This is a genomic window from Rhodococcus coprophilus NBRC 100603 (genome assembly GCF_001895045.1).
Classification (GTDB): domain Bacteria; phylum Actinomycetota; class Actinomycetes; order Mycobacteriales; family Mycobacteriaceae; genus Rhodococcus; species Rhodococcus coprophilus.
The window spans coordinates 415967-439635 of the sequence record NZ_BDAM01000005.1; the positions used below are offsets into that span (position 1 = coordinate 415967).

25 protein-coding genes and 1 pseudogene are annotated in these 23669 nt (G+C 66.9%); 13 read left to right on the top strand and 13 right to left on the bottom strand.

Annotated elements, in window-relative coordinates:
• Window positions 1-106: 106 nt before the first annotated feature.
• Window positions 107-535, bottom strand: coding sequence for a hypothetical protein (locus RDCOP1_RS10535; RefSeq protein WP_072700130.1), 429 nt, complete (start codon window positions 533-535; stop codon window positions 107-109).
• Between the two features lie 678 nt (window positions 536-1213).
• On the opposite strand from RDCOP1_RS10535, the gene RDCOP1_RS10540 reads away from it, so the two are divergent.
• Entirely contained in the window at window positions 1214-2092 is an 879-nt protein-coding gene (locus RDCOP1_RS10540) for a sulfurtransferase (RefSeq protein ID WP_072700132.1), read from the top strand.
• On the opposite strand, the gene RDCOP1_RS10545 is transcribed toward RDCOP1_RS10540, so the two are convergent.
• The gene (locus tag RDCOP1_RS10545) at window positions 2020-2700 is read right to left on the bottom strand and encodes a TetR/AcrR family transcriptional regulator (protein ID WP_072700134.1); all 681 of its coding nucleotides are present in this window, start codon (window positions 2698-2700) and stop codon (window positions 2020-2022) included. The genes RDCOP1_RS10540 and RDCOP1_RS10545 overlap by 73 nt on opposite strands.
• A 131-nt stretch (window positions 2701-2831) precedes the next feature.
• Here RDCOP1_RS10545 and RDCOP1_RS10550 point away from each other — a divergent pair, with 131 nt between their 5' ends.
• Both RDCOP1_RS10550 and RDCOP1_RS10555 read left to right on the top strand, forming a co-directional pair.
• A complete protein-coding gene (locus RDCOP1_RS10550; protein ID WP_111731581.1) occupies window positions 2832-3473 on the top strand; it encodes a hypothetical protein in 642 nt (213 codons plus the stop codon).
• Window positions 3474-3553: 80 nt separating this feature from the next.
• Complete coding sequence (locus RDCOP1_RS10555; protein ID WP_084722550.1) at window positions 3554-4762, top strand: winged helix DNA-binding domain-containing protein; 1209 nt, start codon at window positions 3554-3556, stop codon at window positions 4760-4762.
• Here the strand turns inward: RDCOP1_RS10555 and RDCOP1_RS10560 are convergent.
• From RDCOP1_RS10560 to efeU, 5 genes are all read right to left on the bottom strand, one after another.
• Window positions 4759-5886 carry a methyltransferase gene (locus RDCOP1_RS10560; RefSeq protein WP_072700136.1) on the bottom strand — a complete coding sequence of 376 codons (1128 nt, stop codon included), beginning with the start codon at window positions 5884-5886 and terminating at the stop codon, window positions 4759-4761. The genes RDCOP1_RS10555 and RDCOP1_RS10560 overlap by 4 nt on opposite strands.
• 195 nt (window positions 5887-6081) lie before the next feature.
• Window positions 6082-6342 (bottom strand): hypothetical protein, encoded by a 261-nt coding sequence (locus RDCOP1_RS10565; RefSeq protein WP_072700138.1) that lies wholly within the window; start codon window positions 6340-6342, stop codon window positions 6082-6084.
• A gap of 112 nt (window positions 6343-6454) precedes the next feature.
• Complete coding sequence (efeB, locus tag RDCOP1_RS10570) at window positions 6455-7732, bottom strand: iron uptake transporter deferrochelatase/peroxidase subunit (protein ID WP_072700140.1); 1278 nt, start codon at window positions 7730-7732, stop codon at window positions 6455-6457.
• The gene (efeO, locus tag RDCOP1_RS10575; protein ID WP_072700141.1) at window positions 7729-8868 is read right to left on the bottom strand and encodes an iron uptake system protein EfeO; all 1140 of its coding nucleotides are present in this window, start codon (window positions 8866-8868) and stop codon (window positions 7729-7731) included. Before efeO ends, efeB begins: the two co-directional genes overlap by 4 nt.
• A gap of 72 nt (window positions 8869-8940) precedes the next feature.
• Entirely contained in the window at window positions 8941-9828 is an 888-nt protein-coding gene (gene efeU / locus RDCOP1_RS10580) for an iron uptake transporter permease EfeU (RefSeq protein WP_072700143.1), read from the bottom strand.
• Between the two features lie 198 nt (window positions 9829-10026).
• Here efeU and RDCOP1_RS10585 point away from each other — a divergent pair, with 198 nt between their 5' ends.
• Entirely contained in the window at window positions 10027-11097 is a 1071-nt protein-coding gene (locus RDCOP1_RS10585; protein ID WP_231922969.1) for a DNA polymerase IV, read from the top strand.
• Here RDCOP1_RS10585 and RDCOP1_RS10590 read toward each other — a convergent pair.
• Window positions 11094-11720 (bottom strand): maleylpyruvate isomerase family mycothiol-dependent enzyme, encoded by a 627-nt coding sequence (locus tag RDCOP1_RS10590; RefSeq protein ID WP_072700147.1) that lies wholly within the window; start codon window positions 11718-11720, stop codon window positions 11094-11096. The two genes, RDCOP1_RS10585 and RDCOP1_RS10590, sit on opposite strands and share 4 nt — an antisense overlap.
• A 181-nt stretch (window positions 11721-11901) precedes the next feature.
• Here RDCOP1_RS10590 and RDCOP1_RS10595 point away from each other — a divergent pair, with 181 nt between their 5' ends.
• Together RDCOP1_RS10595 and RDCOP1_RS10600 are read left to right on the top strand one after the other, a co-directional pair.
• Window positions 11902-13848 (top strand): ABC transporter ATP-binding protein, encoded by a 1947-nt coding sequence (locus tag RDCOP1_RS10595; protein WP_255311417.1) that lies wholly within the window; start codon window positions 11902-11904, stop codon window positions 13846-13848.
• Window positions 13845-14582 carry an energy-coupling factor transporter transmembrane component T family protein gene (locus RDCOP1_RS10600; protein WP_072700149.1) on the top strand — a complete coding sequence of 246 codons (738 nt, stop codon included), beginning with the start codon at window positions 13845-13847 and terminating at the stop codon, window positions 14580-14582. The genes RDCOP1_RS10595 and RDCOP1_RS10600 overlap by 4 nt, the downstream gene beginning before the upstream one ends.
• Before the next feature lie 25 nt (window positions 14583-14607).
• Here RDCOP1_RS10600 and RDCOP1_RS10605 read toward each other — a convergent pair whose 3' ends face one another.
• Window positions 14608-15258, bottom strand: coding sequence for a DedA family protein (locus RDCOP1_RS10605; protein ID WP_072700451.1), 651 nt, complete (start codon window positions 15256-15258; stop codon window positions 14608-14610).
• A gap of 56 nt (window positions 15259-15314) precedes the next feature.
• Here RDCOP1_RS10605 and RDCOP1_RS21940 point away from each other — a divergent pair.
• The 3 genes and pseudogenes from RDCOP1_RS21940 to RDCOP1_RS10615 all read left to right on the top strand — a co-directional run.
• A pseudogene (locus tag RDCOP1_RS21940) lies at window positions 15315-15448 on the top strand (oxidoreductase); the annotation flags it as partial.
• Between the two features lie 138 nt (window positions 15449-15586).
• Window positions 15587-16213 carry a GyrI-like domain-containing protein gene (locus RDCOP1_RS10610; RefSeq protein WP_072700151.1) on the top strand — a complete coding sequence of 209 codons (627 nt, stop codon included), beginning with the start codon at window positions 15587-15589 and terminating at the stop codon, window positions 16211-16213.
• Between the two features lie 53 nt (window positions 16214-16266).
• Entirely contained in the window at window positions 16267-17031 is a 765-nt protein-coding gene (locus RDCOP1_RS10615; protein ID WP_072700153.1) for an HAD-IA family hydrolase, read from the top strand.
• On the opposite strand, the gene RDCOP1_RS10620 is transcribed toward RDCOP1_RS10615, so the two are convergent.
• The 3 genes from RDCOP1_RS10620 to RDCOP1_RS10630 all read right to left on the bottom strand — a co-directional run bounded on the left by RDCOP1_RS10620 (window position 17013) and on the right by RDCOP1_RS10630 (window position 19146).
• Window positions 17013-17444 (bottom strand): PPOX class F420-dependent oxidoreductase, encoded by a 432-nt coding sequence (locus RDCOP1_RS10620; RefSeq protein WP_174555794.1) that lies wholly within the window; start codon window positions 17442-17444, stop codon window positions 17013-17015. The genes RDCOP1_RS10615 and RDCOP1_RS10620 overlap by 19 nt on opposite strands.
• Window positions 17445-17534: 90 nt before the next feature.
• A complete protein-coding gene (locus tag RDCOP1_RS10625) occupies window positions 17535-18107 on the bottom strand; it encodes a hypothetical protein (RefSeq protein ID WP_072700155.1) in 573 nt (190 codons plus the stop codon).
• A 181-nt stretch (window positions 18108-18288) separates the two neighbouring features.
• Window positions 18289-19146, bottom strand: a complete 858-nt coding sequence (locus RDCOP1_RS10630) for a helix-turn-helix domain-containing protein (protein WP_072700455.1) — start codon at window positions 19144-19146, stop codon at window positions 18289-18291.
• Between the two features lie 37 nt (window positions 19147-19183).
• Between RDCOP1_RS10630 and RDCOP1_RS10635 the strand changes: the two genes are divergently transcribed.
• Both RDCOP1_RS10635 and RDCOP1_RS10640 read left to right on the top strand, forming a co-directional pair.
• On the top strand, window positions 19184-19741 hold the full coding sequence (locus tag RDCOP1_RS10635) for a TIGR03086 family metal-binding protein (RefSeq protein ID WP_072700157.1): 558 nt from the start codon (window positions 19184-19186) through the stop codon (window positions 19739-19741).
• A 41-nt stretch (window positions 19742-19782) separates the two neighbouring features.
• Complete coding sequence (locus RDCOP1_RS10640; RefSeq protein WP_072700159.1) at window positions 19783-20691, top strand: pseudouridine-5'-phosphate glycosidase; 909 nt, start codon at window positions 19783-19785, stop codon at window positions 20689-20691.
• A 10-nt stretch (window positions 20692-20701) separates the two neighbouring features.
• On the opposite strand, the gene RDCOP1_RS10645 is transcribed toward RDCOP1_RS10640, so the two are convergent.
• The gene (locus RDCOP1_RS10645) at window positions 20702-21367 is read right to left on the bottom strand and encodes an NrtR DNA-binding winged helix domain-containing protein (RefSeq protein WP_072700457.1); all 666 of its coding nucleotides are present in this window, start codon (window positions 21365-21367) and stop codon (window positions 20702-20704) included.
• A gap of 60 nt (window positions 21368-21427) precedes the next feature.
• Between RDCOP1_RS10645 and RDCOP1_RS10650 the strand changes: the two genes are divergently transcribed.
• Window positions 21428-22429 (top strand): ADP-ribosylglycohydrolase family protein, encoded by a 1002-nt coding sequence (locus tag RDCOP1_RS10650; protein WP_084722551.1) that lies wholly within the window; start codon window positions 21428-21430, stop codon window positions 22427-22429.
• Between the two features lie 60 nt (window positions 22430-22489).
• Window positions 22490-23650, top strand: a complete 1161-nt coding sequence (locus RDCOP1_RS10655; protein ID WP_111731580.1) for an iron-containing alcohol dehydrogenase — start codon at window positions 22490-22492, stop codon at window positions 23648-23650.
• Window positions 23651-23669 lie beyond the last annotated feature (19 nt).

A 23669-nucleotide genomic window follows, 5' to 3' on the forward strand; every position in this document is an offset into this window, starting at 1 on the left:
ACCAAAACTGATGCCTATTCCCGGGTCCGGCTTGCCCTCGTCCCCATCTGGTCCGAGGGCGTACCGATCCGGTTGTGCGGTTCAGACCAGTGGTCGATCCTGATCGCTATCCCGCAATCGCGTAGTTGTATCCGCCGTAACTGTCATGGCTCTCGTCCCTCGCGACCAGGGTGTACTGCGGAGGAGCTCCCGTGCTGCCCGAGAACAAGGGGTAGGAGACCGAGTAGATCGCGGTATAGACGTAGTGCGAGTCGTAGTTGCTGATCGAAGACCAGACATACGAATCCGGCTCGATGCTGACCTCGATGACTCCGCAAAAGGCGTTTCCATCAGGGGTGGGCAGGCTCACGATCTTTTCGACCTTGCCGTACCGGTCGTAGTAGCTGATTTCGTTGTTGTGCTGGTTCGCACTGCAGAACACATACTCGACCCCGCTGCCCGAGATGGTCACAGCCTGTGCCGCCGGTGCGGTGAGTACTGCCGAACCGGCGGCAAGCGTGGCGGCGGCAACGAGGGTACTGATCAACTTCTTCACGGATTCCAAACTCCTTGTGGGGTGTGTGCTTGCGGATCGATGCCTCCGCGCCCGTGCCTTTCTCGACTCGGCGCGGGTGGTAGTGGCGGGAAGTGCCGGAGGGCTCGTTCAACGGCCTGCGAGACAGAACAGAGACCGGAACGGGCGGGTTGCAGCAGGTGGTGACGCGGTGGGTGACTGCGACAGATCGAGAGATCCGGTGTCCTTCTGCTTCGGGTCCGGCCTTTCGGATCGCTGGGTCTGCTCCAGGACGAGAAGCCGAGCACTGGCCCGTCGACCGTCGACCGGATCAGCGCAGTGGGCGACCCGATCTCGCATGAGGATGGCCCTGATCGATGGGATAGCCGAACTTCGACACACGGTGCGTTGTCACCAGTGAAGAATACGTCCGATATCTACGGAGTCTACAGTGCCCCAATCGATGTCATTCGATCAGACGACGTCCACCGCGCTGATCGAAACTGCTTGCGCAGGGGCAGTGTTTCGACTCTTGAACAGGTTCCACCAGGCTTATTCGCAAGAGCCAGTTCGTCAGGGCCGACCCGAGAATGAGGTCCTGCGCGCCCCAGGTGACTTGCGTTTCGTGCGACCGCAGAGGGACCTACACGTACGATTTGGTGGTTCGAACCTCGCGTGCCGGGGCCGACGATGAAGAGGGACGACAGAAGGAGGGCTCCGATGAGCGACCCGACACCCCAGTCCGTCGGTCGCGAGTGGTTGTACGAGCACCTCGACGACGAAGACCTCGTCATCGTCGACGCCACGACCCACCTGAGCATGCCGCCGGACGGATCAGTGCACATCGAGCCTGGTCTGGATACGTACGCCGAGGCGCATATCCCGGGGGCGGTCTACGCGGATCTGTTCACCGACTTTTCCGATCATCAAGCGCCGCAACCGTTTACCGCTGTGTCGTCGGATCGGTTCGCAATCGCAGCAGGTGCGGTGGGTATCGGGGACGGACGTCGGGTGGTCGTCTACGACCAGTCGAGCGGCATCTGGGCGGCTCGGTTGTGGTGGCAGTTGCGGCTCGAGGGATTCGACGACGCGGCAGTCCTCGACGGTGGATTTCCGGCGTGGCGTGCCGCTGGATACCCGGTCTCGGAAGAGCAGGTGATTCCGCGTGCCGCGACGTTCACCGCGCATCGTCGTCCGGAACTGCTGACGTCGACGCAGGACGTTCTCAGCGCTATCGACGATCCCCACATGCTCATCATCAACGCGCTCGACGCGGCGACCTACCGGGGTGAAAGCCCGTCGTATCCGCGTCGCGGGCACATCCCGGGCAGCATCAACATCCCCTTCGACGACCTCGTCGATCCGTCCACGGGCAGGCTCAGGCCGCGGGCCGAACTGCGCGAGATCTTCGATCAGGCGGGTGCGCTGGACCCGGACGTGCGACCGGTGACCTACTGCGGTGGCGGCATCGCCGCGTCGGGGGTCGCGCATGCTCTCGCCGTAGCGGGTAGGTCGGACGCAGCGGTCTACGACGGGTCGCTCAACGCCTGGACGGCCGACGAGTCGCTGCCGCTCGTCGAGGGACCGGATCCGCGTTGACCCCCTGAGCGATTCGGCCATCGCTCGATCGGATTGTCCAGGACTGCGAGGATCGTCGTCGTGATGCGTTCGGATGCGTCGCGGGGATCGAGGCGCGCGGTCGAGATCTCGGTGGCTGCGCCGTGCAGGATCTGGTGGATCACGGTGACGAGCCAGGACGTGGGCATATCCGTCCGGAACACGCCTTCGCTTCGTCCGCGTTCGATGAGCGCTTCGACGCGCGCAGCCGGGTCGGCGTGCAGTTCCTGCATTCTTCCGGGTGGTAATTCCTCTTCGGCGGCGGCGATGATCGACGCTGCCTGACTCGTCAGGACCCAACTGTTTTCGATCAGGCGCCGCAACGCGTCGCGGGGATTGCCGGACAGGTCGACGGCACCGAGGGCCCGTTCACCCTGTTCGAGCACCCGCGTGACGACCGCCTCGAGTAACTCGGCGCGTGACGCGAAGTGGCCGTACAAGGTGACTCTGCCGAGGCTCGCTCGTTTGGCGATGTCGGCCATCGACGCCGTGGGTCGTTCTGTAAGGCAGTCGATGGCGGCGTCGAGGATGCGCTCTACGTTGCGCACCGCGTCGGCACGCTTGGTGACACGGGGCGCCTGTGTCGGCATAGGTCTTCCTCTTCCCATACACGGTTGTACGAGTTACGGTAGCAGGGTCATAACTTGGACATCACTGTTCGACTTATTTGCGCCACACGAGGGCTGCCACGGACAAGGCGTATGGACGATCGGAGCTCGCCATGCTCGACAGAACAGAACACACGTCGGCCGCGGTCTCGTCGAACAGCGCGCCCGAGGCAGGTCGGTTCGTGCGTTGGGTCGAGGGGCTGCCCGCACCCGTGCGGTGGACTTTGCGCCGATGGCCGGCCCTGCTCGCCCTCGCCCTTGTCGGACCCGATGTGGTCGCGGCAGCGTTCGGCGAGAAGGGCGGTTCAGCCGAGTTTCTCGGCGAGGCGCTGCCGATGCTCGCGCTGGTCTACCTGATCATGGCCAAGATCGGCAACCGGAAGATCACGTGGCCGGTGGTCGTGCTGGTAGTCGCGTCGGTCGGGATCGCTCGGGTGACGGGGATCGTGGCGCCGTCTACCCTTCTCATCGGTGCCTCTCTCGTCCTGCTGGGCTGGGTGATGTTCACCGGTGAAATCGACTCGAAGCCGAACATGCGCCTTCAAGTGGTGGGTGTTGTGTTCTTCTGCGGTGTGGCGCTCGCCGGTCTTGCCATCGATCCGACCGTCGGGGTGTACGTGATCGCGGCCGGCTGGTTCCTGCACGGGGTGTGGGACTTCGTGCATATCTGGCGGGACCGGGTGGTCTCGAAGACGTTCGCCGAATGGTGCGGAGTGATCGATGTCCTGATCGCGGCGCAGCTGGTTCTGATGTGACCAAACTTTGGTTGGTTGGTGCCCGCCAGGCGGGCACCAACCAACCAAAGTTCGTCGCAGGTGAACACTATGGTGGCGCCATGACGCTGCGACCGATCGACGCTAACGAACGCCGGGCGAGACTGGCCGCACGACACTGTCTGGCTCCGGAATTCCACGCGAAGGATGCTGTCGAGGCCGCGACCAGCGTCGTCTGCCTGCACGGCACCGATCCCGCGACGGTGTATCTGTCAGCTTGGGCGCGCGTCGACGATTTCGAAGTGCCCGACCTCGACCGCGCGTTGTACGTCGACCGTTCGCTGGTCAAGCACCTCGCTATGCGTCGGACGATCTTCGTGTTTCCGCGGCACGTGCTGCCTTTCGCTCAAGCCGGCGCGAGCAACCGGGTTGCAGCGGCGCAACGCCGTAGCGTCGCCAAGGATGTCGAGGCCGCCGGTCTGCACACCGACGGCGAGCAGTGGCTGAACGAGGCGTGCACGCACGTCCTCGCCGCGCTGTCCGGTGGCAGAGAAGCGACGTCCACAGAGCTTCGCAAGGAGATTCCCCATATCGACAGCGCCATGGACTACGGCGCCGGGAAGTCGTGGGCCGGGAAGATCGCCTTCGCTCCCCGCGTGCTGACGGTGTTGTCGGCATCGGGAAAAGTGGTGCGCGCCTCCAACAATGGAGCATGGCGGATTTCGCGGCCGAGTTGGGCCGCCACGGAGTCGTGGCTTGGTGCGGAGATCGAACCGTGCAGCGAGGACGACGGCGTACGTGGGCTGGTGGACTTGTGGTTACGCGCCTTCGGACCCGGCACCGAAGCCGACATCAAGTGGTGGCTCGGCTCGACGTTGAAGGCGGTCCGCGCCGCACTGCACGAGTTGAGCGCCGTCGAGGTGGATCTCGGCGGCCGCACCGGGTACGTGATGCCCGACGACGTGGACGAGGCGCCATCCGTCGAACCGTGGGGTGCGTTGCTGCCGTCGCTGGACCCGACGACCATGGGCTGGTTCGAACGCGACTGGTATCTCGGTTCGTACAAGCAAGCCCTGTTCGACTCCAACGGGAATGCCGGACCCACCGCATGGTGGGACGGGCGGATCGTCGGAACGTGGTGGCAGGACGACGACGGCGCCGTCACCCTCCACCTGCTCGAGGACATCGGTGCGGACGGGTCGGCATTCCTGGAACGGGAAGCCGCCCGTCTGAACGACTGGCTCGGGGGAGTGCAGGTGATGCCGAGGTTTCCGACGCCGCTGGCAAAGGAACTGTCGCAGGGCGGTGGCTCGAACCGTCGAATGCGTTAGGGACGGTCCCGAACGCCGAGTCGCCACAGTGACGTCACTTCCTTCTTTCGCGCGGTGTGCAGCGCATCCGAGCGGTCGTCGACCTTGCTGTGCCGCGGCGCCACATCCCGGCGGCCGAGGACGATCAGACCGGCGTCGTCGATCATCGTCAGCAGTTCCTCGCGCGTGCGCAGTCCGAGATGCTCGGCGATGTCGGACAGGATGAGCCAGCCCTCTCCCGCGGGTTCGAGGTGCTCGGGCAGTCCCCGGATGAATCCCCGGAGCATCGCGCTGTCCGGGTCGTAGATCGCGTACTCGATCGGCGATGTCGGCCGGGCGGGAATCCACGGCGGATTGCACACGACCAGCGGTGCCCGGCCCTCTGGGAAGAGGTCCGTCTCCATGACCTCCACCCGGTCGGCGTACCCGAGCCGGTCGAGGTTCGCCCGCGCGCAGGCGAGGGCTTTCGCGTCGACCTCCGTCGCGACGACCTTCTGGACGCCGCGGTGGGCGAGAACGGCGGCCAGCACGCCGGTACCGGTACCGATGTCGAACGCCTTGGCGAGCGAGGGCAGCGGGGTGTCGGCGACGAGATCGACGTACTCGCCGCGAATCGGGGAGAACACGCCGTATCCGGGGTGGATGCGCGCGCCGAGGGCGGAGATCTCGACGCCCTTCTTCTGCCATTCATAGGCACCGATCGCGCCCAGCAGATCCCGCAAGGTGGTGACGGTGGGCTGATCGATCGGCCCGTACGCCTCATGTACAGCCTGCCGCACGTCGGGGGCACGTCGGAGCGGGATCGACTGGTCGGCGTCGAACGGCACCAGCAGCATGCCGAGGATGCTTGCCCGCCGGGATTGTGTCTGCCGGTGCAGGTGGAACGCGGCGGCGGGATCGGTGGACGTCTTGCGGGTCTTACGGTCGGCGCGGGCGGCGACGGCGGTACCGAGCTGGCGGGCGTTGTGGAAGTCGCCGCGCCACAGCAGCGCCGTCCCCTCGCACGCCAGGCGATATGCCTCGTCCGCCGTCATGGAGTCGTCGGCCACCCGGATCTTCTTCGGGGGTGTCGCTCCGCTGGTGGACCGCCACACCGCCGAATGCTCGATGCCGTCCTCGGTCCAGCGGACCAACTGCGTTTCCATCGCATAACCATAGGTGCCTGCGCGGGCCCGACGACCGCAGGGGCGCTGGGACGATACGGACGTAATGGTGCGCGTGGAGACCGGAACGCTGCCGGTGTACGAGGCCGGAGCGATCGATCTGCCGTTCGTTCGTCTGCCGGAACGTGGCGACCGGGCCTCCCGGACAGGCCCTCGTCACCAGGAAGAACGTACAGCTCAGTACACGTGCCGAATCGCATCGAGCGCGGTGGTGCAGGGAATATCTGCGGCGCGCAACGCGTCGACCATCCGCGCAGGTGTACCCGATGTCGCGTTGTCGAGGACACCGCCGGCTGCCACCGCCCACACCACCTCACCAGGCTCGAACTTACGGGTGGGAACCAATCCGCGCTGGGGAGCGAGATCGCGCAGCGCACTCCACTGCGCGACTTCCCCGGCGTCAGGATGGCCGATGAACAGCAGCCGGTCGTGTGCCACGATGAACCCCTTTGTGCTCTACATACCTTTAGTAGGGATGTCGTGGCAGATGTGGTCTTCGTTACATTTCGCCTGAGAGTTGTGCGGCCGAAGTCGGCGGGCTCCGGAGGAATCAGGCCTCGAACAGCGACTGCCCCCAGTATTCGCCGTCGCGGAGGCCGGGCGGACACGCGAACACCGCCGACCCGACGTGCTGGATGTACTCGTTGAGCGCGTCGCTGCGGGCGAGTTCGAGTTGCATCGGCACGAACTGGTCGAGCGGGTTGCGGCAGAAGGCGATGAAGAAGAGCCCGGCATCGAGGTGCCCGAAACCGTCGGAACCGTCGGTGAAGTTGTAGCCGCGGCGCAGAATGCGGATGCCGCCGAGGTGCTGCGCGGAGGCGAGGCGCACATGAGCGGTGACCGGTACGAACGGACCGTCGGGTCCCTTCGACTCGAGGTCGAGTTCGTCGAATTCCGTCGTCTGCCCGAGTGGTGCGCCTTCGCGTTTGTCGCGGCCGATCACCGCTTCCTGTTCCTTGAGCACCGCACGGTCCCACTGTTCGATGAGCATCCGTATCCGCCGGGCAACCAGATAGCTGCCGCCGGCCATCCATGCCTGGTCGTCGTCCCCGGCGACCCACACCGACTCGGACAGGGCGTCGGGATCTTCCGCTTTGAGGTTGTTGGTGCCGTCCTTGAAGCCGAACAGGTTCCGGGGTGTCGCCTGGGCGGTCGAAGTGGAGGACGTGCGGCCGAACCCTAGCTGTGACCAGCGCACCGACGCGGTGCCGAACGCGACCCGCGCGAGGTTGCGGATCGCGTGGACGGCGACCTGCGGATCGTTGGCGCACGCCTGGATGGCGATGTCGCCACCGCTGCGGGTCGGGTCGAGGTTGTCCGCGGGGAAGTGGGGAAGGTCCTGCAGTGCTGCGGGCTTGAGCGGTGCCAGCCCGAAGCGGTCGTCGAACAGGGAAGGCCCGAAGCCGATGGTCAGTGTCAGCTGGGACGGATCGAGATCGAGGGCTTCGCCGGTGTCGCTCGGCGCCTGGTACGCACCGTCGCCGGTGGCGCCGTCCTCGGTCGCCTCGAGGCCTGCTGTCATGCGTGCGGCCATCTCGGTCCACGTCTTGAGCATCGCGACGACCTGGGCGCGGTCGGTCGTGGTGATGTCGAACGCGACGAAATGCATCCGGTCCTGAGCGGGAGTGACGATGCCGGCCTGGTGTTCGCCGCGGAAGTCGACCACTCCGTGAGCGGCCACCCCGGTGTCGTCGGGTCCGGTGGCACGGCCGGCGACCGCGCCCGCACCGGCGATCACGGCGCCGGCCCCTACCGCGCCGAACAGACGACGGCGGGAGATGCCCGACCCCGTGTCTCGGCCGGGTGTGTTCGTCGGCCGATCGGTCATAGCCCCGCTGCCTCCGCGACGACGCCTTGGACCTTGCTGACCTCCGCAGCCAGAGCATCGATCAACCGGGACAGTTCTTGTCGCTGCGGTTCGGTGACGGTGTCGTACGAGACGAATCCTTCGCCGACGCGGTACTGGTCGAGCGCGGCGTCGAGTTCGGCGAACCGTGCGTCGATCGCGGTACCGAGTGCCGGGTCCTGGGCGTCGAGCACGGGCCGCAACGCGGCGACCGCGGCCTGCGAGCCGTCGACGTTCGCCCGGAAGTCGTACAGATCGGTGTGCGAGAAGATGTCTTCCTCGCCGGTGATCTTGGAGGTGGAGATCTCGTCGAGCAGACCCTGGGCGTCGCCCGCGATACGCGTCGGGTCGATGGTGTAATCCTCCGCGTTCACCAGTCCCGAAAGCTCCTGGACGTCTGCGGTGAGCTGGTCGGCGACTGCAGCGCTGTCAGGCTGGAGCCCGGTCACCCACAAGTCTTTTTCGAGCCGATGGAAGCCGGTCCACTCCTGACCGGGCTCGAGGTCGGCTTCGCGGAGATCGAGCCGAGGGTCGAGGTCGCCGAAGCTTTCCGCTTCCGGTTCGATCCGCTCGAAGTAGGTGCGCGCGAGCGGGAACAGCCGCTTGGCTTCCTCGACGTTGCCTGCCTTGACCGCGGCGACGAATTCGCCGGTCGTGGCGACCAGCGCCTCGGTCTGGCTCCGGATGTACCGACGGTAACCGTCGGCGGCTTCCGTGAGTCGGCCGTCGGCGTCGGTAGCGGCCTGGGAGTCACCGGTCACGGTGAACGGTTGCCGGATGCCGTCGCCCACCATGCCCGGTCGGCACGACAGTTCGTAGTCGCCCGGTTCGGGGATGTTGACGATGAGCTGGCGTGTGAGACCGGGCCCGATGTTCTCGACCTCGCCCATGGCCCGGTCGCCACCGGCGAAGACGTAGAACTCGGTGACCTTGTTGCCGTTGTTGGTGACCGCGAAGGTCGAGTGCCCGGTGACGCCCTCGGTGGTGGAGACCTCACAGGACGAATCGGTTGCCGTCACCGTGACCGCGTCGGAGTCGGTCGCCGATTTCTCGGTGCAGGCTGCGAGTGCGAGCGGCAGTACGGCGACTGCGGTGAGGGCGTATGCGGTGCGACGCATCGGGTGGTGCCTTTCGAGAGGAAGGAGGGTAAGCAAGTTTTTGCTCGGCGCGAGGTCTCGTTCGGCGCGAGGTCAGGTCGCAGCGGGTTCCTGCACCGGCTGAGAGCGCCGAGAGGGTGCGCTGGGCCGCAAGAACAGGAACAGCACGATCACCAGGTATGCCGCCCACGCCGCGAACTGCAGCACCGTGGGGTCGGGACGGAGATTGAGGATGCCGCCGAGGACCGTGCCGTACCAGCTACCGGCGTCGTAGATGCCGGAGACGTCGAACGCGGGCATGGTCGCGCCCGGGAGGACTCCGCCGATCTGCAGTGCCCGCACGCCGTAACCGAGGATCCCGGCTGCCACCACGACGAGTGCCACGCCGGTGTACTTGAAGAAGGTCGCCATGTTGATCCGGATGGCGCCGAGGTACATCAGGACGGTGACGACTGCGGCGACGACGATTCCGAGGAGCAGTCCGATGAGCGGCCAGGGGCTGCCCGCGGTGTTCTCGGCGTAGCCGACCATGAGCAGCGCCGTTTCGAGGCCTTCGCGCCCGACTGCGAAGAACGCCAGCGACAACACCGCGTAAGGACCGACGACCAGGGCCTTCTCCATTCCGGATTTCAGATCTCCGGATATGGACCGGGACGCCTTCCGCATCCACAGCACCATGGCGGTGACGATCACGACGGCGACGAGGGAGGCGATGCCTGCTGCGATTTCTGCGGCGACTCCGTCGAGGGTGCTGGTGCCGAAGTGGATGATCAGGAAGGTCGCGGCGACCATGGCCACGGCGGTACCCACCCCGAGCCACACCCATTTGAGTGCGTCGCGACGTTCGGACTTGACCAGAAATGCCACGAGGATCATGACGACGATCCCCGCTTCGAGTCCTTCCCGGAGTCCGATGAGACCGGAGCCGGCCAGTTGGGTGGCGACGGACGGGGCAGTGGCACCCGCGGCGAGCAAGGACATAGAGCTGATCCCAAGTTAGGTGAGGCGTACCTCGGTGGTTATAGAAGGACAACGTACACCCGCGTCGCGCACTCGTATACGGGGACGCGTCTTTTCTCCGGTGCCTCGGCGCGGCCACTCTCGCACAGGCGGGAAGTCGCTCGTGCCGCGTCGCCGAAACCGCGCTGCGGGTGCGTTTCGGGGACGTACCGTGGTGCTGTGACCTGCGGTTCGACGACACCCGGCGGTGCTCGAGCCCTGACGTCCGCATGGGTGTTGCACGTCGACCTCGATCAGTTCATCGCCGCCGTCGAGGTCCTGCGCCGGCCCGAATTGGCGGGAAAGCCGGTTGTGGTGGGCGGACGGGGAGATCCCACCGAGCGGGGCGTGGTTTCCACCGCGTCGTACGAGGCGCGTGATCACGGGGTCGGGTCCGGGATGCCGCTGCGTGTCGCTGCGAAGAAGATTCCGGACGCGATCTTTCTGCCGGTCGACAAGGACGCCTACAACGAAGCCTCGGACGTGGTGATGAATACCTTGCGCAGCTTCGACGCGGTCGTGGACGTGCTCGGCTGGGACGAGGCATTTCTCGGCGTGGAGACCGACGACCCGGAATCGTTCGCGCGTCGAGTGCAGGCCGCGGTGCTGGACGCGACCGGATTGCACTGCTCGGTCGGTATCGGCGACAACATTCTGCGCGCCAAGATCGCTACCGGGTTCGGTAAGCCGCGCGGGGTCTTCCGCCTCACCCGCGACAACTGGTTCGCGGTGATGGGAGAGCGGGACCCGGCCGCCTTGTGGGGTATCGGATCACGCACCGCGAAGAAGTTGGCTGCACACGACATTCACACCGTCCGCGAACTCGCTCTGGCACCGGTCGATGAGATGGCGAGAAGCTTCGGGCCGAAGATCGGTCCGTGGCTCGTCGGTCTCGGTCGCGGGGCCGCGACGGCCACGGTCACCGGGGAGCCCTGGGTGGCGCGGTCGCACAGTCGCGAGACGACGTTTCAGCACAATGTCGCCGACTGGGACGAACTGGCCGAGCACGTGCGGCGACTCGCCGCGCAGGCGACCGACGACGTCCGGGCCGAGAATCGTGAGGGCGTTCGTGTCGGGCTGAAGATCAGATACGCGCCGTTCGTCACCCACACGGCGAGCGCGCCTCTTGTGGAACCCACATTCGACACCTCCGTGATCGCGGATACTGCCGTCGCACTGCTGGAACGGTTCGATCACGAACGCGAGGTGCGTCTGGTGGGAGTCCGGGTCGAAATGACCCCTCCGCACTAGACCGTTGCCGTGAACTGTTCGGCCCGTGCCCCTTTCAGTAATCCCGGCGGCAACGCGCGGCCCGTGAGCACCAGCAGCAGGTGTTGGGCGTCGCCGCTGACGATGTCTCCGGACCCGTACTCCCAGTCGTGATCGTCGGCCCGCAGACGGATGCCGTCGAGGTTCGCTCCGAAGTAGCCGACACTCTCCGGCGAGACCGAGCCGAGCAGCATCGCGATCCGCTCGTCCGGAACCCGCCGCTCGAGTCCGAGGGCGACGGTGATGTCGAGTCCGTGAATCACCTCGTGCCACAGTGGCGCCGAGGAGTCGCTGCGCGGCGGCTGCCACGGATGCGCCACGTTGCTGCGCAGGCAGTCGAGGAGTTCGGCGTCGGTCATCTCCCGTGCGTCGGCGCGGGCGCATGTGTCGGCGGCGCGGTCGAAGTTTCCTCGCGCCTTGGTCATCGCGACGAGCAGGCGAACCATGCCGTAGCGGTAGGGCATCGTCGTGTGCGCGACCACCTCGCGGACACGCCATCCGTGGCACAACGAAGGGGCGCTCCACTGTTCTTCGGTGAGTTGTTCGAGTACGGCGACAAGATCGCGCCGTTCGGCTTCGACGAGGGGGTGTGCGGTGGCAGGCATGGTCGTCCCTTCTCTCCGGGGATTGGTCCGGACTCGGTCGTCGTGCCGATATCGACTTGCGCGCTCGCCGGAAGTCATCGGCGAGGGGACGGCCGCGCGCTGGCACACTGGGACGGTGCACTCGGTAACCACTTCCCGGACTCGGGGTCCTCTCCGGCCACCAGAGGCTGCTGCGGCAGCTGTGTTCGGGTCGTTGACCGCGGTGCTGACGGTGATCACGGGATTCATCCCGATCGGGATCGCGCAGGTGCTGGTGGCGCTGCCGATCGCATTTCTCGCGGCAGCCGGACGGTTACGGGCGGTGGTCGCCGCGACGGTGGCGTCGGGTGTCGTGGCTCTCGTCGCGGCAGGACCGTTCGCTGTGGCGACGGTGTTCGTGCTCGCCGGGGTCGGCGCGCTCGTCGGATATGCCGAGCGGAGGTGGGGAAGAGAGGCGGTGTTCGTCGTCTTCGCCGGTGCGCTGCCGATCGGTCTTCTGATCGCCGCGCTGGTGAACGGACTCCTGCTGTTGTTCGCGCAGACCCGGGTGCTGCTGCTCGAGGCGCTCGCGTCGTCGATGAGGGGCACCGCTCGTGCATTCGAGGCGGCGGGAGCGGGCGAGGACTTCGTACGTACCTTCGAGCAGACCATCGATCTGATGGTGCGGTTGTGGTGGGTGTGGATCGGCAGTGCCGTGGTCGTGGGAATCGTAGGCACTGCGCTCCTGTGTTTCGGCATCTTTCGTCTGGTGGCTGCGCGGAGTACGTGGAGCACGCAAGCAGCGGAATGGCCCGCACACGTCCGGGCCGGTGAGCCGGATCCACTGCCGCTGGCCCTGCGGATGGTCACCTACCGCTACCCGGATGCCTCCGCAGATGCTCTGACCGACATCGATCTCACGATCGGTCCGGGGGAGTTCGTCGCGGTGGTCGGCCGGAACGGGTCCGGCAAGTCGACCCTGGCGCGCATCCTGGCCGGACTCGAACCCACAGCCGGGCTCGTCGACAGGCCCGGGCCCGCCGGTCTGGGGCAGCCCGGTGGCACCGTCACGGTATTTCAGCATCCCGAGAGTCAGGTGCTCGGACGCACCGTCGAGGAAGACCTCCGGTGGGGAGTCGACGACGTCGACGTCGAGTCGCTGCTCGCCCGGGTCGGTCTCGCCGGAATGGGCGATCGGGCGACGGAAGATCTTTCGGGCGGGCAACTTCAGCGACTGGCACTGGCCGGTGCTCTGGCCCGCCGACCGGCATTGCTCATCGCCGACGAGATCACGGCGATGGTGGACGCGGACAGCCGAGCTGCGTTGATCGCGCTGCTCGCTGCCGTGGCACGAGACGGCACCGCCGTCGTACTCGTCACTCACCTCGACGACGAAGCGGCCGTTGCCGACCGCGTCGTCCATCTCGACGCGGGGCGGATCGTGCCGGCTCCCGCGCCCAGTCCGGATCGTCCGGCCGTGCTCGCCGCCGCACCCTCGTTTCCGCAACCCGTCCTGGAACTTCGTGACGTCACCTACACGTATGCGGACCGCACTCCGTGGGCGCACACCGCGCTGCGAGACGTGTCACTCACCGTGTGCCGCGGGGAAGGGGTTCTGGTCGTGGGGGCGAACGGCTCCGGCAAATCCACCCTCGCGTGGATCATGGCGGGACTGTATCGGCCGACGAAGGGCACCTGCCTACTTCAGGACACACCCACCGCCGATCTGCGCGGTGACGTCGGGTTCGTCTTCCAGCAGGCGAGGCTGCAGCTTCAGCGCCCGACGGTCGCGGAGGAGATATCGGATGTCGCGGGTCTTCCACACACCGACCGGCACTACGTGGCAGCCGTCCTGCACCGGGTGGGACTGCCGCCCGAACTCGTGGATCGTCCGATCGACCGGCTCAGCGGCGGCGAGATGCGCCGGGTCGCACTCGCCGCGCAGCTTTCCCGGACCCCGCGCGTCCTGGTGCTCGACGAACCACTCGCGGGCCTCGACGTCCCCGGGCGGCGTGAACTGGTGTCGATCCTTGCTCACCTGCGGACAGTGGACCATGTCACGATCGTGGTCATCTCCCACGACCTGCACGGAATGGAAGAGGTGTGTTCACGCACCGTGGTGCTCGACTCGGGGCGAATCGTCGAACAGATCGGTGCGGTGACGGAATGAAGGAACAACGTCGACCTCTGATCCTGCTGCGTCCCGTGCCGCGGAGCACCCCGGTCCATCGGCTGTGGGCGGGCACGAAGATCCTCGCGGCGGTGGCGCTCTCGGTCGTCGTGAGCTTCATCCCGTCCTGGACCGCGCTCGGCATCATGGCGGTCGTGCTGCTGGCCGGCGTACTCGCAGCACGCATCCCGCGTGGGGTGGTGCCCTCGATTCCGTGGTGGGTGTTCGCCTTCCTGGCGGTCGGTGCGGTGCTCAATGTCGCCGGGGGCGGACTCACCAGTTATGTGCGGGCGCTACTCCTCGGGGTGTGCCTGCTGGTACTGGCGTCCCTGGTGGGCTGGACGACGAGCCTGTCCCAACTCGTCGACGCCCTGCCTGTCCTCCTGTCGCCGCTGCGCTTGTTGCGGCTACCGGTCGACGAGTGGGTGACGGTGTGCGCGCTGGCGTTGAGGATGCTGCCGACGATCCGCGGTGAGCTGCGCATGCTCTTCGCTGCCCGGCGGCTGCGCGGACGCCCCGGGATCCGCAGGCCCACGCGGTGGTGGCCCGAACTGATCGACACGGTGGGCGCGGTGGCGTCGGTGTCCATGCGGCAGGTGCGCGATCTCGGCGACGCATTGTCGGTGCGGGGTTCCCGGCCCGTCGTCCGCACCCGGCCACGACTGGGTGTCGGCGACGCGGTGACAGTCGTGGTCGTGTCCGCGGCGTGTGCGGCCATCGTGATGTGGGGGTGACGTCCTCGTCCGCGCGGGGCGGCGATCAGGTGCGACCGGCCTTCGCGCGCCGCGATCGGATCCGGCGCTGCAGGCCGTAGACGATGAAGCCGACCACCGCGGCGAGAACCACGTACTGAAGAACCTCGGCGTACGGCTCGACTTTCTGCCAGTTCTCTCCGAGCTGATACCCGGCGACGACGAAGATGCTGTTCCAGATCAGGCTGCCCGCGGTGGTGAACGCGGTGAACTGCCATATCGGCATCTTGGTGACCCCGGCCGGAATCGAGATCAGGCTGCGGAAGACAGGCACCATGCGGCCGAAGAACACGGCCTTGCGGCCGTGCTTCTGGAACCACTTCGCCGTACGGTCGAGGTCTTCCACGTCGACCAGAGGAAGTTTGTGCACGACGCTGCGCAGCCGGTCCTCACCTACCCACCGGCCGAGCGAATACAGCCCGAGTGCGCCCAGGACGGAACCGAGGGTCGTCCAAAACAGCGCACCGACAAGAGTGAAGCTGCCGAGGCTGGCGGCGAACCCGGCGAGGGGGAGAATGACTTCGCTGGGAAGGGGAGGGAAGAAGTTCTCGAGTGCGATCGCGAGCCCCGCCCCCACACCGCCCAGTCGATCCATCAGGTCCAGTGCCCATCCGGCCAGTCCGTCGGTGGGCGCTGAGGGAGAATCCGCGACACTCATCCAGTCAAGGTTACCGATCGTCAACAATCCCGCCCCGCCCGGCATGAGAACCGCTTCTGCTCGAGGAGAGCGAAACGGTTCTCCTACGACTCGACGGCGCGACCCTTCGTCAAGTCTTCGCGCATATTCCGTCCGGCGTGGTCGCGATCTGCGCGGAGGTGCACGCGAGCGGGTCGGGCTCGCCGCGGCCCCGGGCTGAGGACAGTCTGTTTCGGGTCCAGGCCTGCGCCCGTTCCCGCCGCGTGAAGGAGCAACGGAATACACTGCGGGAGGCGAGTCTTCCGCACGTCCGGGAAGGTGGTGGCCTGCAAACGGGCCCAGGTGCTCCATGACCGACAAGATCGACTTCAAGAAGACACTCGACTCCTATCGCGCGGTCCGAGGCGAGTTCCGGATCGTCGATGTGCCGGACATGCAGTACCTCATGGTCGACGGCAGCGGCGATCCGAACACGTCCCCGGCATTCCGGGATGCCGTCGAATCGCTCTACCCGGTCGCATACAAACTGAAGTTCTCGAGCAAACGCGAGATGGGCCGCGATTACGTCGTCCCGCCGCTCGAAGGACTGTGGTGGTCGAAGGACATGGCGTCGTTCACCTCCGCGCGGGACAAATCACGGTGGGACTGGACGTTGATGCTCATGGTTCCGGACTGGATCGGAAGCGATCTGGTTGCCCTCGTCACCGCGCAGGTGGGCGCCACCAGCGCGCCGGCACGACTCGACGACATCCGCCTCGAATCTCTTGCCGAGGGGCGGTGCGTGCAGACACTGCACATCGGCTCGTTCGACGCGGAGACGGATGTACTCGCGCAACTGCACGACGAGTTCGTGCCGCGCAACGGACTACTCATGGTCGGCAAACACCACGAGATCTATCTGAGCGACTTACGCAAGGTCGCACCCGACAAACTCCGCACCGTCCTCAGGCAACCCGTCGAGCCGCTCCCGACATGACAGACGCGAGTCTGCTCGTACACTTCAGCAAAAAGCACGTAGGGAGAGTCGCTGTGGATCTGTCCGAGTTCGACGCGCTGAGTTTCGATTGCTACGGCACCCTCATCGACTGGGAGACCGGAATCGCGTCGATCCTCGCTCCGTGGGCGAAGGAGACGGGACTGGAACTCTCCGACGAGGAACTGCTTCTCGCATACGCGGACAACGAAGCCCGGATCGAAAGAGACGCTCCCTCATTGCCGTACCCGGAGGTTCTCGCCGAGGCGTTCCGCCGGACGGGAAGTGCGCTCGGCGCGGCGGTGTCCGACGAATGGGCCGGGCGGCTCGGATCGTCGGTTCCCGAATGGCCGGCGTTCCCGGATTCTGCCGACGCGCTCGCCTCGCTGGCGGAGAACTACGCGCTGATCATCGTGTCGAACGTGCACCGCGAGGGGTTCGCGGGAAGCAACGCGCGCCTCGGTGTCGCATTCGACAGCATCATCACCGCCGAGGACGTCGGGGCCTACAAGCCCGCCCACAGTCACTTCCACGCACTCGACGGAGTCCTCGCCGACCTCGGTGTTCCACGAGAGCGACTGCTGCACGTGGCGCAGTCGCTGTTCCACGATCACGTTCCCGCCCGGCAACGTGGCCTGTCCTCGGTGTGGATCAACCGGCGCCACGACCGTCCCGGCTGGGGCGCGACCCCGGCGCCCGCCGGCGAGTACAGCTACGACCTCGAGTTCCCGACGATGCGTGCTTTCGCCGAGGCGGCGTGTGCCGCGAACGCCGGTGGCGCGGGCAGATCGCGGGGGAGCGGTCAGCGGGCGATGCCGTAGAACCGCTCGACCCGCACTCGCAGCAACAATCGCCGTTCGGCGACCATCGCCGCGCGGAACTCTTCCCAGTCGGGATGCTCTCCTTGAACCGCCCGGTAGAGCGCCACCAGTTGTTCGACGGTCGTATCGTGCGGATCGGCTGCCACTTCTGATAATTCGGCGTTGCCTTCGGCCACCGCGTACGACCAGCCCTCGGCGGCGTCGGCGAACAGACTGACCCGCGGGTCCCTCCGCATGTTCCGCGTTTTCGCACGACCGTCGGTGATCGACACCGAGAACGTGCGTTCGAGCGGGTCGTAGTAATAGACGATGTTCGAGATCTGCGGTCGTCCGTCACGCTTCAAGGTGACCAGTGCTGCGATCCCGGTGAATCCGAAGAGTGCTTCGAGCGGCATTTCTGGTTCGCGCGCCATGGATGTCCTTCCGGATCGCCGGGCAGACCCTGTGAAAGACACTCTGCCCCCCACGGTGTCCCGGCCGGGATTCACACGATGAGATCGCTTTCAGGATCCGGTGTTGGAACCGAGCGACGATCCGCCGTCCTCGGTGGAGCCCGAGCTGAACGGCGGACCGAGGACCAGGGCGCCGGTCGCGCCGAGCAGATCGGGATTCAGGTTGCAGACGCTCACTACTGCATAGACACCGTTCGGGATGTCCTCGAAAGTCCCGGACACCACGTTGTCTCGGTTGGCGCCTCGCAGCGGATGTATCGCGGTGATCGCGTCGGCGTCGTCGAGTTGCTGGAGCAGGGCGAGAACGTCGATATCAGGGTTGCCGAGGATGTAGTCGAGCAAGACCGGTCCGACGATCGGCGCGGCCCGAAGCGCGTCGACCACGGCGGTGGTGCAGGAGCCCGGCAACGTGATCGACCCGACGAGCGGTACCCGCGGCACATCGGTGATCGTGTACGTGATGGACCGGCCGTCGACCTGGACGGAGTAACCGATCCCCTGGGCAATTCCCACGGCCGGAACAGGTCCGGCGGGTTGTGCGTCGACGAGCGCCGGAGTCGCGAGACCGAGTGCGAAGACGGTCGCGGGGACGAGGACGGTTCGTGCCAGAGCCTTACGAAGCATTGCTGCATCCCTAGGTCGGATTCACTGGTTGTCGGATCACTGGATACCGTGTCGATCGGGAATGCTAGCCGTGTATCTCTCTGTCCGCGCGGCAAATCGCGCACGCCGCCGGACGCGTTGCGCACCTGGAGATCGCACCCACAGCACAGGACGCCGATAGGGCGTAGCCGCCGAACGGGTCTCACTCCGCCCGCGGGTTTTCGCGGGAGTACCGATCGGCGAACGCGCCGGGAGTCATGCCCACGACATTCTTGAAGTCCCGTACGAAATGCGGTTGATCGGCATATCCGAGGACCGCCGCGACCTCCGAGAGCGAAGCGGGCTTCTCGCGCAGGCGCCCGGCGGCTTCCTGGAGGCGCCGGCGCTGGATGAGCCATTTCGGAGTCAGGCCGATGCGCCGGTGCACGAGTCGCTGCAAGGCGCGCTCCGAAAGCCCGAACTCGTTGCGCACCTGCTCCACGCGCAGCACGTCCGGGTTGTCCTCCACGAACGCGACGACGCGGTTGACGAGACGACCCTCGTCGTCGACCGGCAGGTAGGAGCGAAGGACGTCGTCGTAGGCGGCCGTGGCGCTTCGGTGCGCGCCGGGGGAGCGTGGATCCCGCCGCATCACCTCCCGGATCTGCTCGACGGTGTCGCGACCGGCGTCGCCGAGCACTTCGCTCACGTCGACCACGCGGTCGGTGAACGCGGCGAGTTCGACGCCGGTCAGGAGGGCACCTGCGGCGGGAGTGAGCATCACGCCGACAGCCCAGCCGTCGCCGGTGAGCACGGTCGTCGACAGGCCGGACTCGACACCGTAGAACCGGGCGTACTCATCGGTGATCACGATCAGGCACACGGGATACCGGAGCACGTGCTGCGGCGCGTCTCTTCCCTGCGGTACCCGCCACACCGGAATCCAGTAGCGCGACACCAGCTCGCGCAGGTCCGGTGGGGCCGGATATCGGAAGATCGTGTGGGTTGTGTCGTTCGGGTGTCTGAGATGTGCCCGCTCGATCGGCCCACCCGCGTCGGAACCCCCGGTGTCGGATTTCATCAATACCTCGTGGTGGGCGAGCACTAGCGTCGCCACCATGAATACAACAGCCGACCGACACAGCGAAGCAGAACGGCCCCTCGGTTCCGTGGTGAGCGCCGTGGACCCCGCGGCGTGGGATCGCCCGTCACCCTGCGAGGGCTGGACGACACGCGACGTGCTCGCCCACATCATCGACACCCAGCGCGAGTTCTTCGCCGGCCGCGACATCGACCTCGGGGAGCGTCCGTCGCTCGACGATCCGGCTCGCGCGTGGCGGCAGCACACCGCCCGGGTCGCCGACGTCGTCGCGGACGAGGGTGTCGTCGACACGGCGTACGACGGGTATTTCGGACCCACGACCATCGGCGCCACGTTCGAGCAGTTCTACATCTGGGACATGATCGTGCACCGGTGGGACATCGCCACCGGCGCGGGACTGGACGACACCTTCACCGATGCGGAAATCGCGGCGGTGGAAGCGGGCGCCGACAGCTTCGGCGACTCGCTCTACATGGACGGGGTCTGCGCTCCGGGTGTGGAGGTGCCGGACCGAGCGGATCGCGCCACGCGTCTGCTCGCACGGCTGGGACGCAGCCGCGCCCACGCCGTCTGAGCTGAGGGTGCTCGCCCGGCCCGGACGCTAGGGTCGGGCGCATGAGCGAATCGATCGTGGTATCCGAGACGGTTCGAGCGGCGCTGGACGAGCGTCGCCCGGTGGTCGCTCTCGAATCGACGATCTTCACCCACGGTCTGACCCGGCCCCGCAACGTGGAGGTTGCACTCGCCGCGGAACAGCAGTTGCGGGACGCCGGGGTGGTGCCCGCAACAGTGGGTGTGGTCGAGGGCGTTCCCGTCGTCGGCCTCTCTGCACCGCAGATCCGCGCCCTCGGCGACGCCGCAACACCGGTGGTCAAGATCGGTATCCGCGACCTGCCGGTGGTCGCGGTCAAGCGACTGCACGGCGGAACCACGGTGGCGGCGACGGCACTGCTGGCGCACCGCGCCGGGGTCGGGGTGTTCGCCACCGGCGGGCTCGGGGGAGTGCACCGCGGCGCCGCCACGACATTCGACGAGAGCGCCGATATCGTTGCGCTGTCGTCGATTCCGATTGTCGTGGTGAGTGCCGGCGTCAAGTCGGTGCTGGACATCGCGGCCACACTCGAGCGTTTCGAGACACTAGGGGTGACCGTCGTCGGATTCCGCACCACCGGCTTCCCTGGCTTCTACATCCGGGACAGCGGTTGCGCGGTCGACGACATCGACTCGCCCGAGGATGCCGCTGCGCTCGCCCGCGCCCGCGACGACCTCGGTCTGCGGTCGGCGGTGCTGGTGGGCAACCCCGTCGACCCGGCCGCCCAGGTGGACCCGGAGCTACACGACCGCGTTCTCGACGAAGCCGAGCGTGAGGCGACCACCGCGCGGGTGCGGGGCAAGGACCTCACCCCGTTCCTGCTCGAACACATGCACCGAGCGACCGGCGGGCGCACGCTCGAGACGAACGTCGCTGCCTACCGGGGCAACGTCGCGCTCGCCGCCGAGATCGCGAAGGCGATGGCGCGCTGAGGCGTACCGGTCACTGCAGAAGGAACGCCGTGGTGGCGGGTGGCAGCGCGACGTCGCGCCGCCGGTAGATCTCGGCGGGGCGCCCGGTGCCCTCCCGGCGGAGTTCGCCGGTGGGCGCCAGGCCGTGGAGCAGGTGCCGACGGAACGTGTCCTTCGGATAGCGACGGCCGAACACCACTTCGTACAGACGCCGGAGATCGAGGACGGTGAACTCCTCGCCGAGGAACCGCGCCGGGTCCACCGCCGCCGAATACCGCGCTCGCAGGTCGTCGACGGCGAGTTCGACGATGGTGGCGTGGTCGAAGGCGAGACCGGCGGTGTCGGTGACGGGAGCGAGCCGCGCGTCGCCTGGGATCTCGGAGACGGGGACGGCCGCGCCGTGCGCCATCGACAGCACCCATCCCCGGTCGTCGCGGTCGGGGTCGTCGAGCATGGCGAGCTGGTGGAATTCGATGCCGGCGAGCGCGGCCTTGTCGCGGAGGGCTCGCTGTGCGGCGTCGGCGAGCCGTTCTCCGGGACGAAGAAACGTGCCGGGTAGTGCCGCCGTGCGGTCGGACCGTTCGATGACAAGAACTTTCAGTGTCTCGTCGACGGTGAGCACGGCAACGTCCACGGCCACCGACGGGCGTGGGTAGTCGGTGAGTGCCTTGCCTCCGCGATCTCTCCAGACGTCCACGTGGTCATTCAATCAAATGTGCGCTAACCTTTGCGCAACATTGATCGAATTGGGGTTGCCATGAGGCTCACGGCAGAACAGAACGACCGCGCGGCAGGGGTCCTGCTCGCCACCGCAGCAGGGGACGCGCTCGGCGCCGGTTACGAATTCACCTACCCCAGGCCGGAGACGCCGATCGGCATGATCGGTGGGGGCCTCGGGCCGTTCGCTCCGGGCGAATGGACCGACGACACGTCCATGGCACTCGCGATCGCCGAGGTGTCGGCGACCGGCGCCGACATCGGATCCCGTGACGGGCTCGATGCCGTCGCCGCACAGTTCGCGCGCTGGTTCGCCTCCCGGCCGAAAGACATCGGGAACCAGACTCGTGCGGTGCTGAGCGCAGCGCAACCCGACGCGGCGTCGATGACCGAACGGGCACGCGCCCTTGCGGGACGGAAAGGCGGCAACGGATCGCTCATGCGGACCGCGCCCGTGGGGATCGGGTTTCTCGACGACGCCGAGCGGTGTGTGGCCGCGGCCCGTGACGTCAGCCTGCTGACACACGACGATCCCCAGGCGGTCGAGGCATGCATGCTGTGGTCGTTCGCGATCCGGCACGCCGTCCTCCACGGCACCTTCGACGGCGTGGCCACCGGGCTGGTACTGCTGCCGGCAGACGCGGCAGGACGCTGGTCGACCCTGCTCGAGGAAGCACGCACCGCCCCGGACCCCCGCGTCTTCGACAACAACGGATGGGTGGTCCATGCGCTGCAGACCGCGTGGTGGGCTGTGTGCCACGCCGAGGAGACCGGCCCCGCACACCTTCCGCAGGCGCTCGAGCTCGCGGTACGTGCAGGACACGACACCGACACGACTGCGGCGATCGCGGGAGGTCTGCTCGGAGCGCGGTGGGGCGCGTCGGCGGTGCCCGCCGACTGGCAGCGGATCCTGCACGGCTGGCCCGGCTACCGCGCGCAGGACCTCGTGCGTCTCGGATTGTGCACCGCATGGGCGAGTGTGGACGACGACCGCCGGCGCGACGCCGATGCCGACTACTCGCGGTTCCTCGTGGCGGGGTGACTCGGGCGGCACGGATGGGGTAGACATCCCTGGGACCGAAATGTGACGAAGGGACCCCACGTGGCCGTACCCATTGCTCTTCCCCGCGTGATGCGCATCGGCGGGGGCGCCGTCGACGAGATCGGTGAGGTGGTGGCCGGACTCGGCCTGTCCCGTCCACTGGTCGTGACCGACCGGTTCCTGGTCGGGACCGGCGCCGTGGAGCGGATGGTGTCGCGCCTCGAGGCGGCCGGGCTCGCAGCGGCAGTGTTCGCCGATACGGTCCCCGATCCCACCACCGACTCCCTCGTCGCAGGACTCGAGGCAGTCGCGGCCCACGACGCCGATTGCGTCATCGGTTTCGGTGGCGGCAGCCCGATGGACACCGCCAAGGCGCTCGGGTTGCTGGCCGTCCACGGTGGGCAGATGAGCGACTACAAGGCACCCCGCGTCAACAACGGCCCGGCGCTGCCCGTCGTCGCGGTCCCGACTACCGCCGGAAGTGGTTCGGAAGCAACGCAATTCACTGTCATCAGCGACAGTGTCACCAACGAGAAGATGCTCTGCCCTGGTGCGGCGTTCCTTCCGATCGCAGCGGTGGTCGACTACCGGTTGACGCTGACGATGCCGCCGCGCTTGACCGCCGACACGGGGGTGGATGCACTCACCCACGCGATCGAGGCCTACGTCAGCAAGAAGGCGAATCCGTTCTCCGACACGTTGGCCCTCGCTGCGATCGAAACGATCGGAAAGGTGCTGCGCCGCGTCTATGAGAACGGCAACGACGAGGACGCGCGGGAACAGATGATGTTCGCGGCCACCCAGGCAGGTGTCGCGTTCTCGAACTCGAGCGTCGCGCTGGTCCACGGAATGAGTCGGCCGATCGGAGCGCACTTCCACGTCGCCCACGGGTTGTCGAACGCGATGCTGTTTCCCGCGGTGACCGCGTTCTCGGTGCGGGCGGCCGAATCCCGCTATGCGGACTGTGCCCGCGCGCTCGGCGTCGCCTCACCCGATGACCGCGACGCCACCGCGGCCGACAACCTGGTGGCCGCACTGGCGGAACTGTGCCGCGATGTCGAGGTGCCGACCCCTCGTGCGTACGGCATCGACAAACGCGACTGGGACACGTTGGTGCCACTCATGGCCGAGCAGGCACTCGCATCGGGATCGCCGAACAACAATCCGATCGTGCCCACCGAGGAAGAGATCCGCGACCTGTACGCCCGGATCTACGACTGACGGCAGATCCGGGCGTGGC

Bases quoted from the DNA above. Each gene is read 5' to 3' on its own strand.
- efeB (WP_072700140.1), bottom strand. From the start codon at position 7,732: ATGACCGATCGGCCGACGAACACACCCGGCCGAGACACGGGGTCGGGC.
- RDCOP1_RS10635 (WP_072700157.1), top strand. From the start codon at position 19,184: ATGAATACAACAGCCGACCGACACAGCGAAGCAGAACGGCCCCTCGGT.
- RDCOP1_RS10600 (WP_072700149.1), top strand. From the start codon at position 13,845: ATGAAGGAACAACGTCGACCTCTGATCCTGCTGCGTCCCGTGCCGCGG.
- RDCOP1_RS10620 (WP_174555794.1), bottom strand. From the start codon at position 17,444: ATGGCGCGCGAACCAGAAATGCCGCTCGAAGCACTCTTCGGATTCACC.
- RDCOP1_RS10625 (WP_072700155.1), bottom strand. From the start codon at position 18,107: ATGCTTCGTAAGGCTCTGGCACGAACCGTCCTCGTCCCCGCGACCGTC.
- RDCOP1_RS10560 (WP_072700136.1), bottom strand. From the start codon at position 5,886: ATGGAAACGCAGTTGGTCCGCTGGACCGAGGACGGCATCGAGCATTCG.
- efeU (WP_072700143.1), bottom strand. From the start codon at position 9,828: ATGTCCTTGCTCGCCGCGGGTGCCACTGCCCCGTCCGTCGCCACCCAA.
- RDCOP1_RS10630 (WP_072700455.1), bottom strand. From the start codon at position 19,146: ATGAAATCCGACACCGGGGGTTCCGACGCGGGTGGGCCGATCGAGCGG.
- RDCOP1_RS10650 (WP_084722551.1), top strand. From the start codon at position 21,428: ATGAGGCTCACGGCAGAACAGAACGACCGCGCGGCAGGGGTCCTGCTC.
- RDCOP1_RS10640 (WP_072700159.1), top strand. From the start codon at position 19,783: ATGAGCGAATCGATCGTGGTATCCGAGACGGTTCGAGCGGCGCTGGAC.
- RDCOP1_RS10540 (WP_072700132.1), top strand. From the start codon at position 1,214: ATGAGCGACCCGACACCCCAGTCCGTCGGTCGCGAGTGGTTGTACGAG.
- RDCOP1_RS10590 (WP_072700147.1), bottom strand. From the start codon at position 11,720: ATGCCTGCCACCGCACACCCCCTCGTCGAAGCCGAACGGCGCGATCTT.
- RDCOP1_RS10605 (WP_072700451.1), bottom strand. From the start codon at position 15,258: ATGAGTGTCGCGGATTCTCCCTCAGCGCCCACCGACGGACTGGCCGGA.
- RDCOP1_RS10550 (WP_111731581.1), top strand. From the start codon at position 2,832: ATGCTCGACAGAACAGAACACACGTCGGCCGCGGTCTCGTCGAACAGC.
- RDCOP1_RS10555 (WP_084722550.1), top strand. From the start codon at position 3,554: ATGACGCTGCGACCGATCGACGCTAACGAACGCCGGGCGAGACTGGCC.
- efeO (WP_072700141.1), bottom strand. From the start codon at position 8,868: ATGCGTCGCACCGCATACGCCCTCACCGCAGTCGCCGTACTGCCGCTC.
- RDCOP1_RS10610 (WP_072700151.1), top strand. From the start codon at position 15,587: ATGACCGACAAGATCGACTTCAAGAAGACACTCGACTCCTATCGCGCG.
- RDCOP1_RS10545 (WP_072700134.1), bottom strand. From the start codon at position 2,700: ATGCCGACACAGGCGCCCCGTGTCACCAAGCGTGCCGACGCGGTGCGC.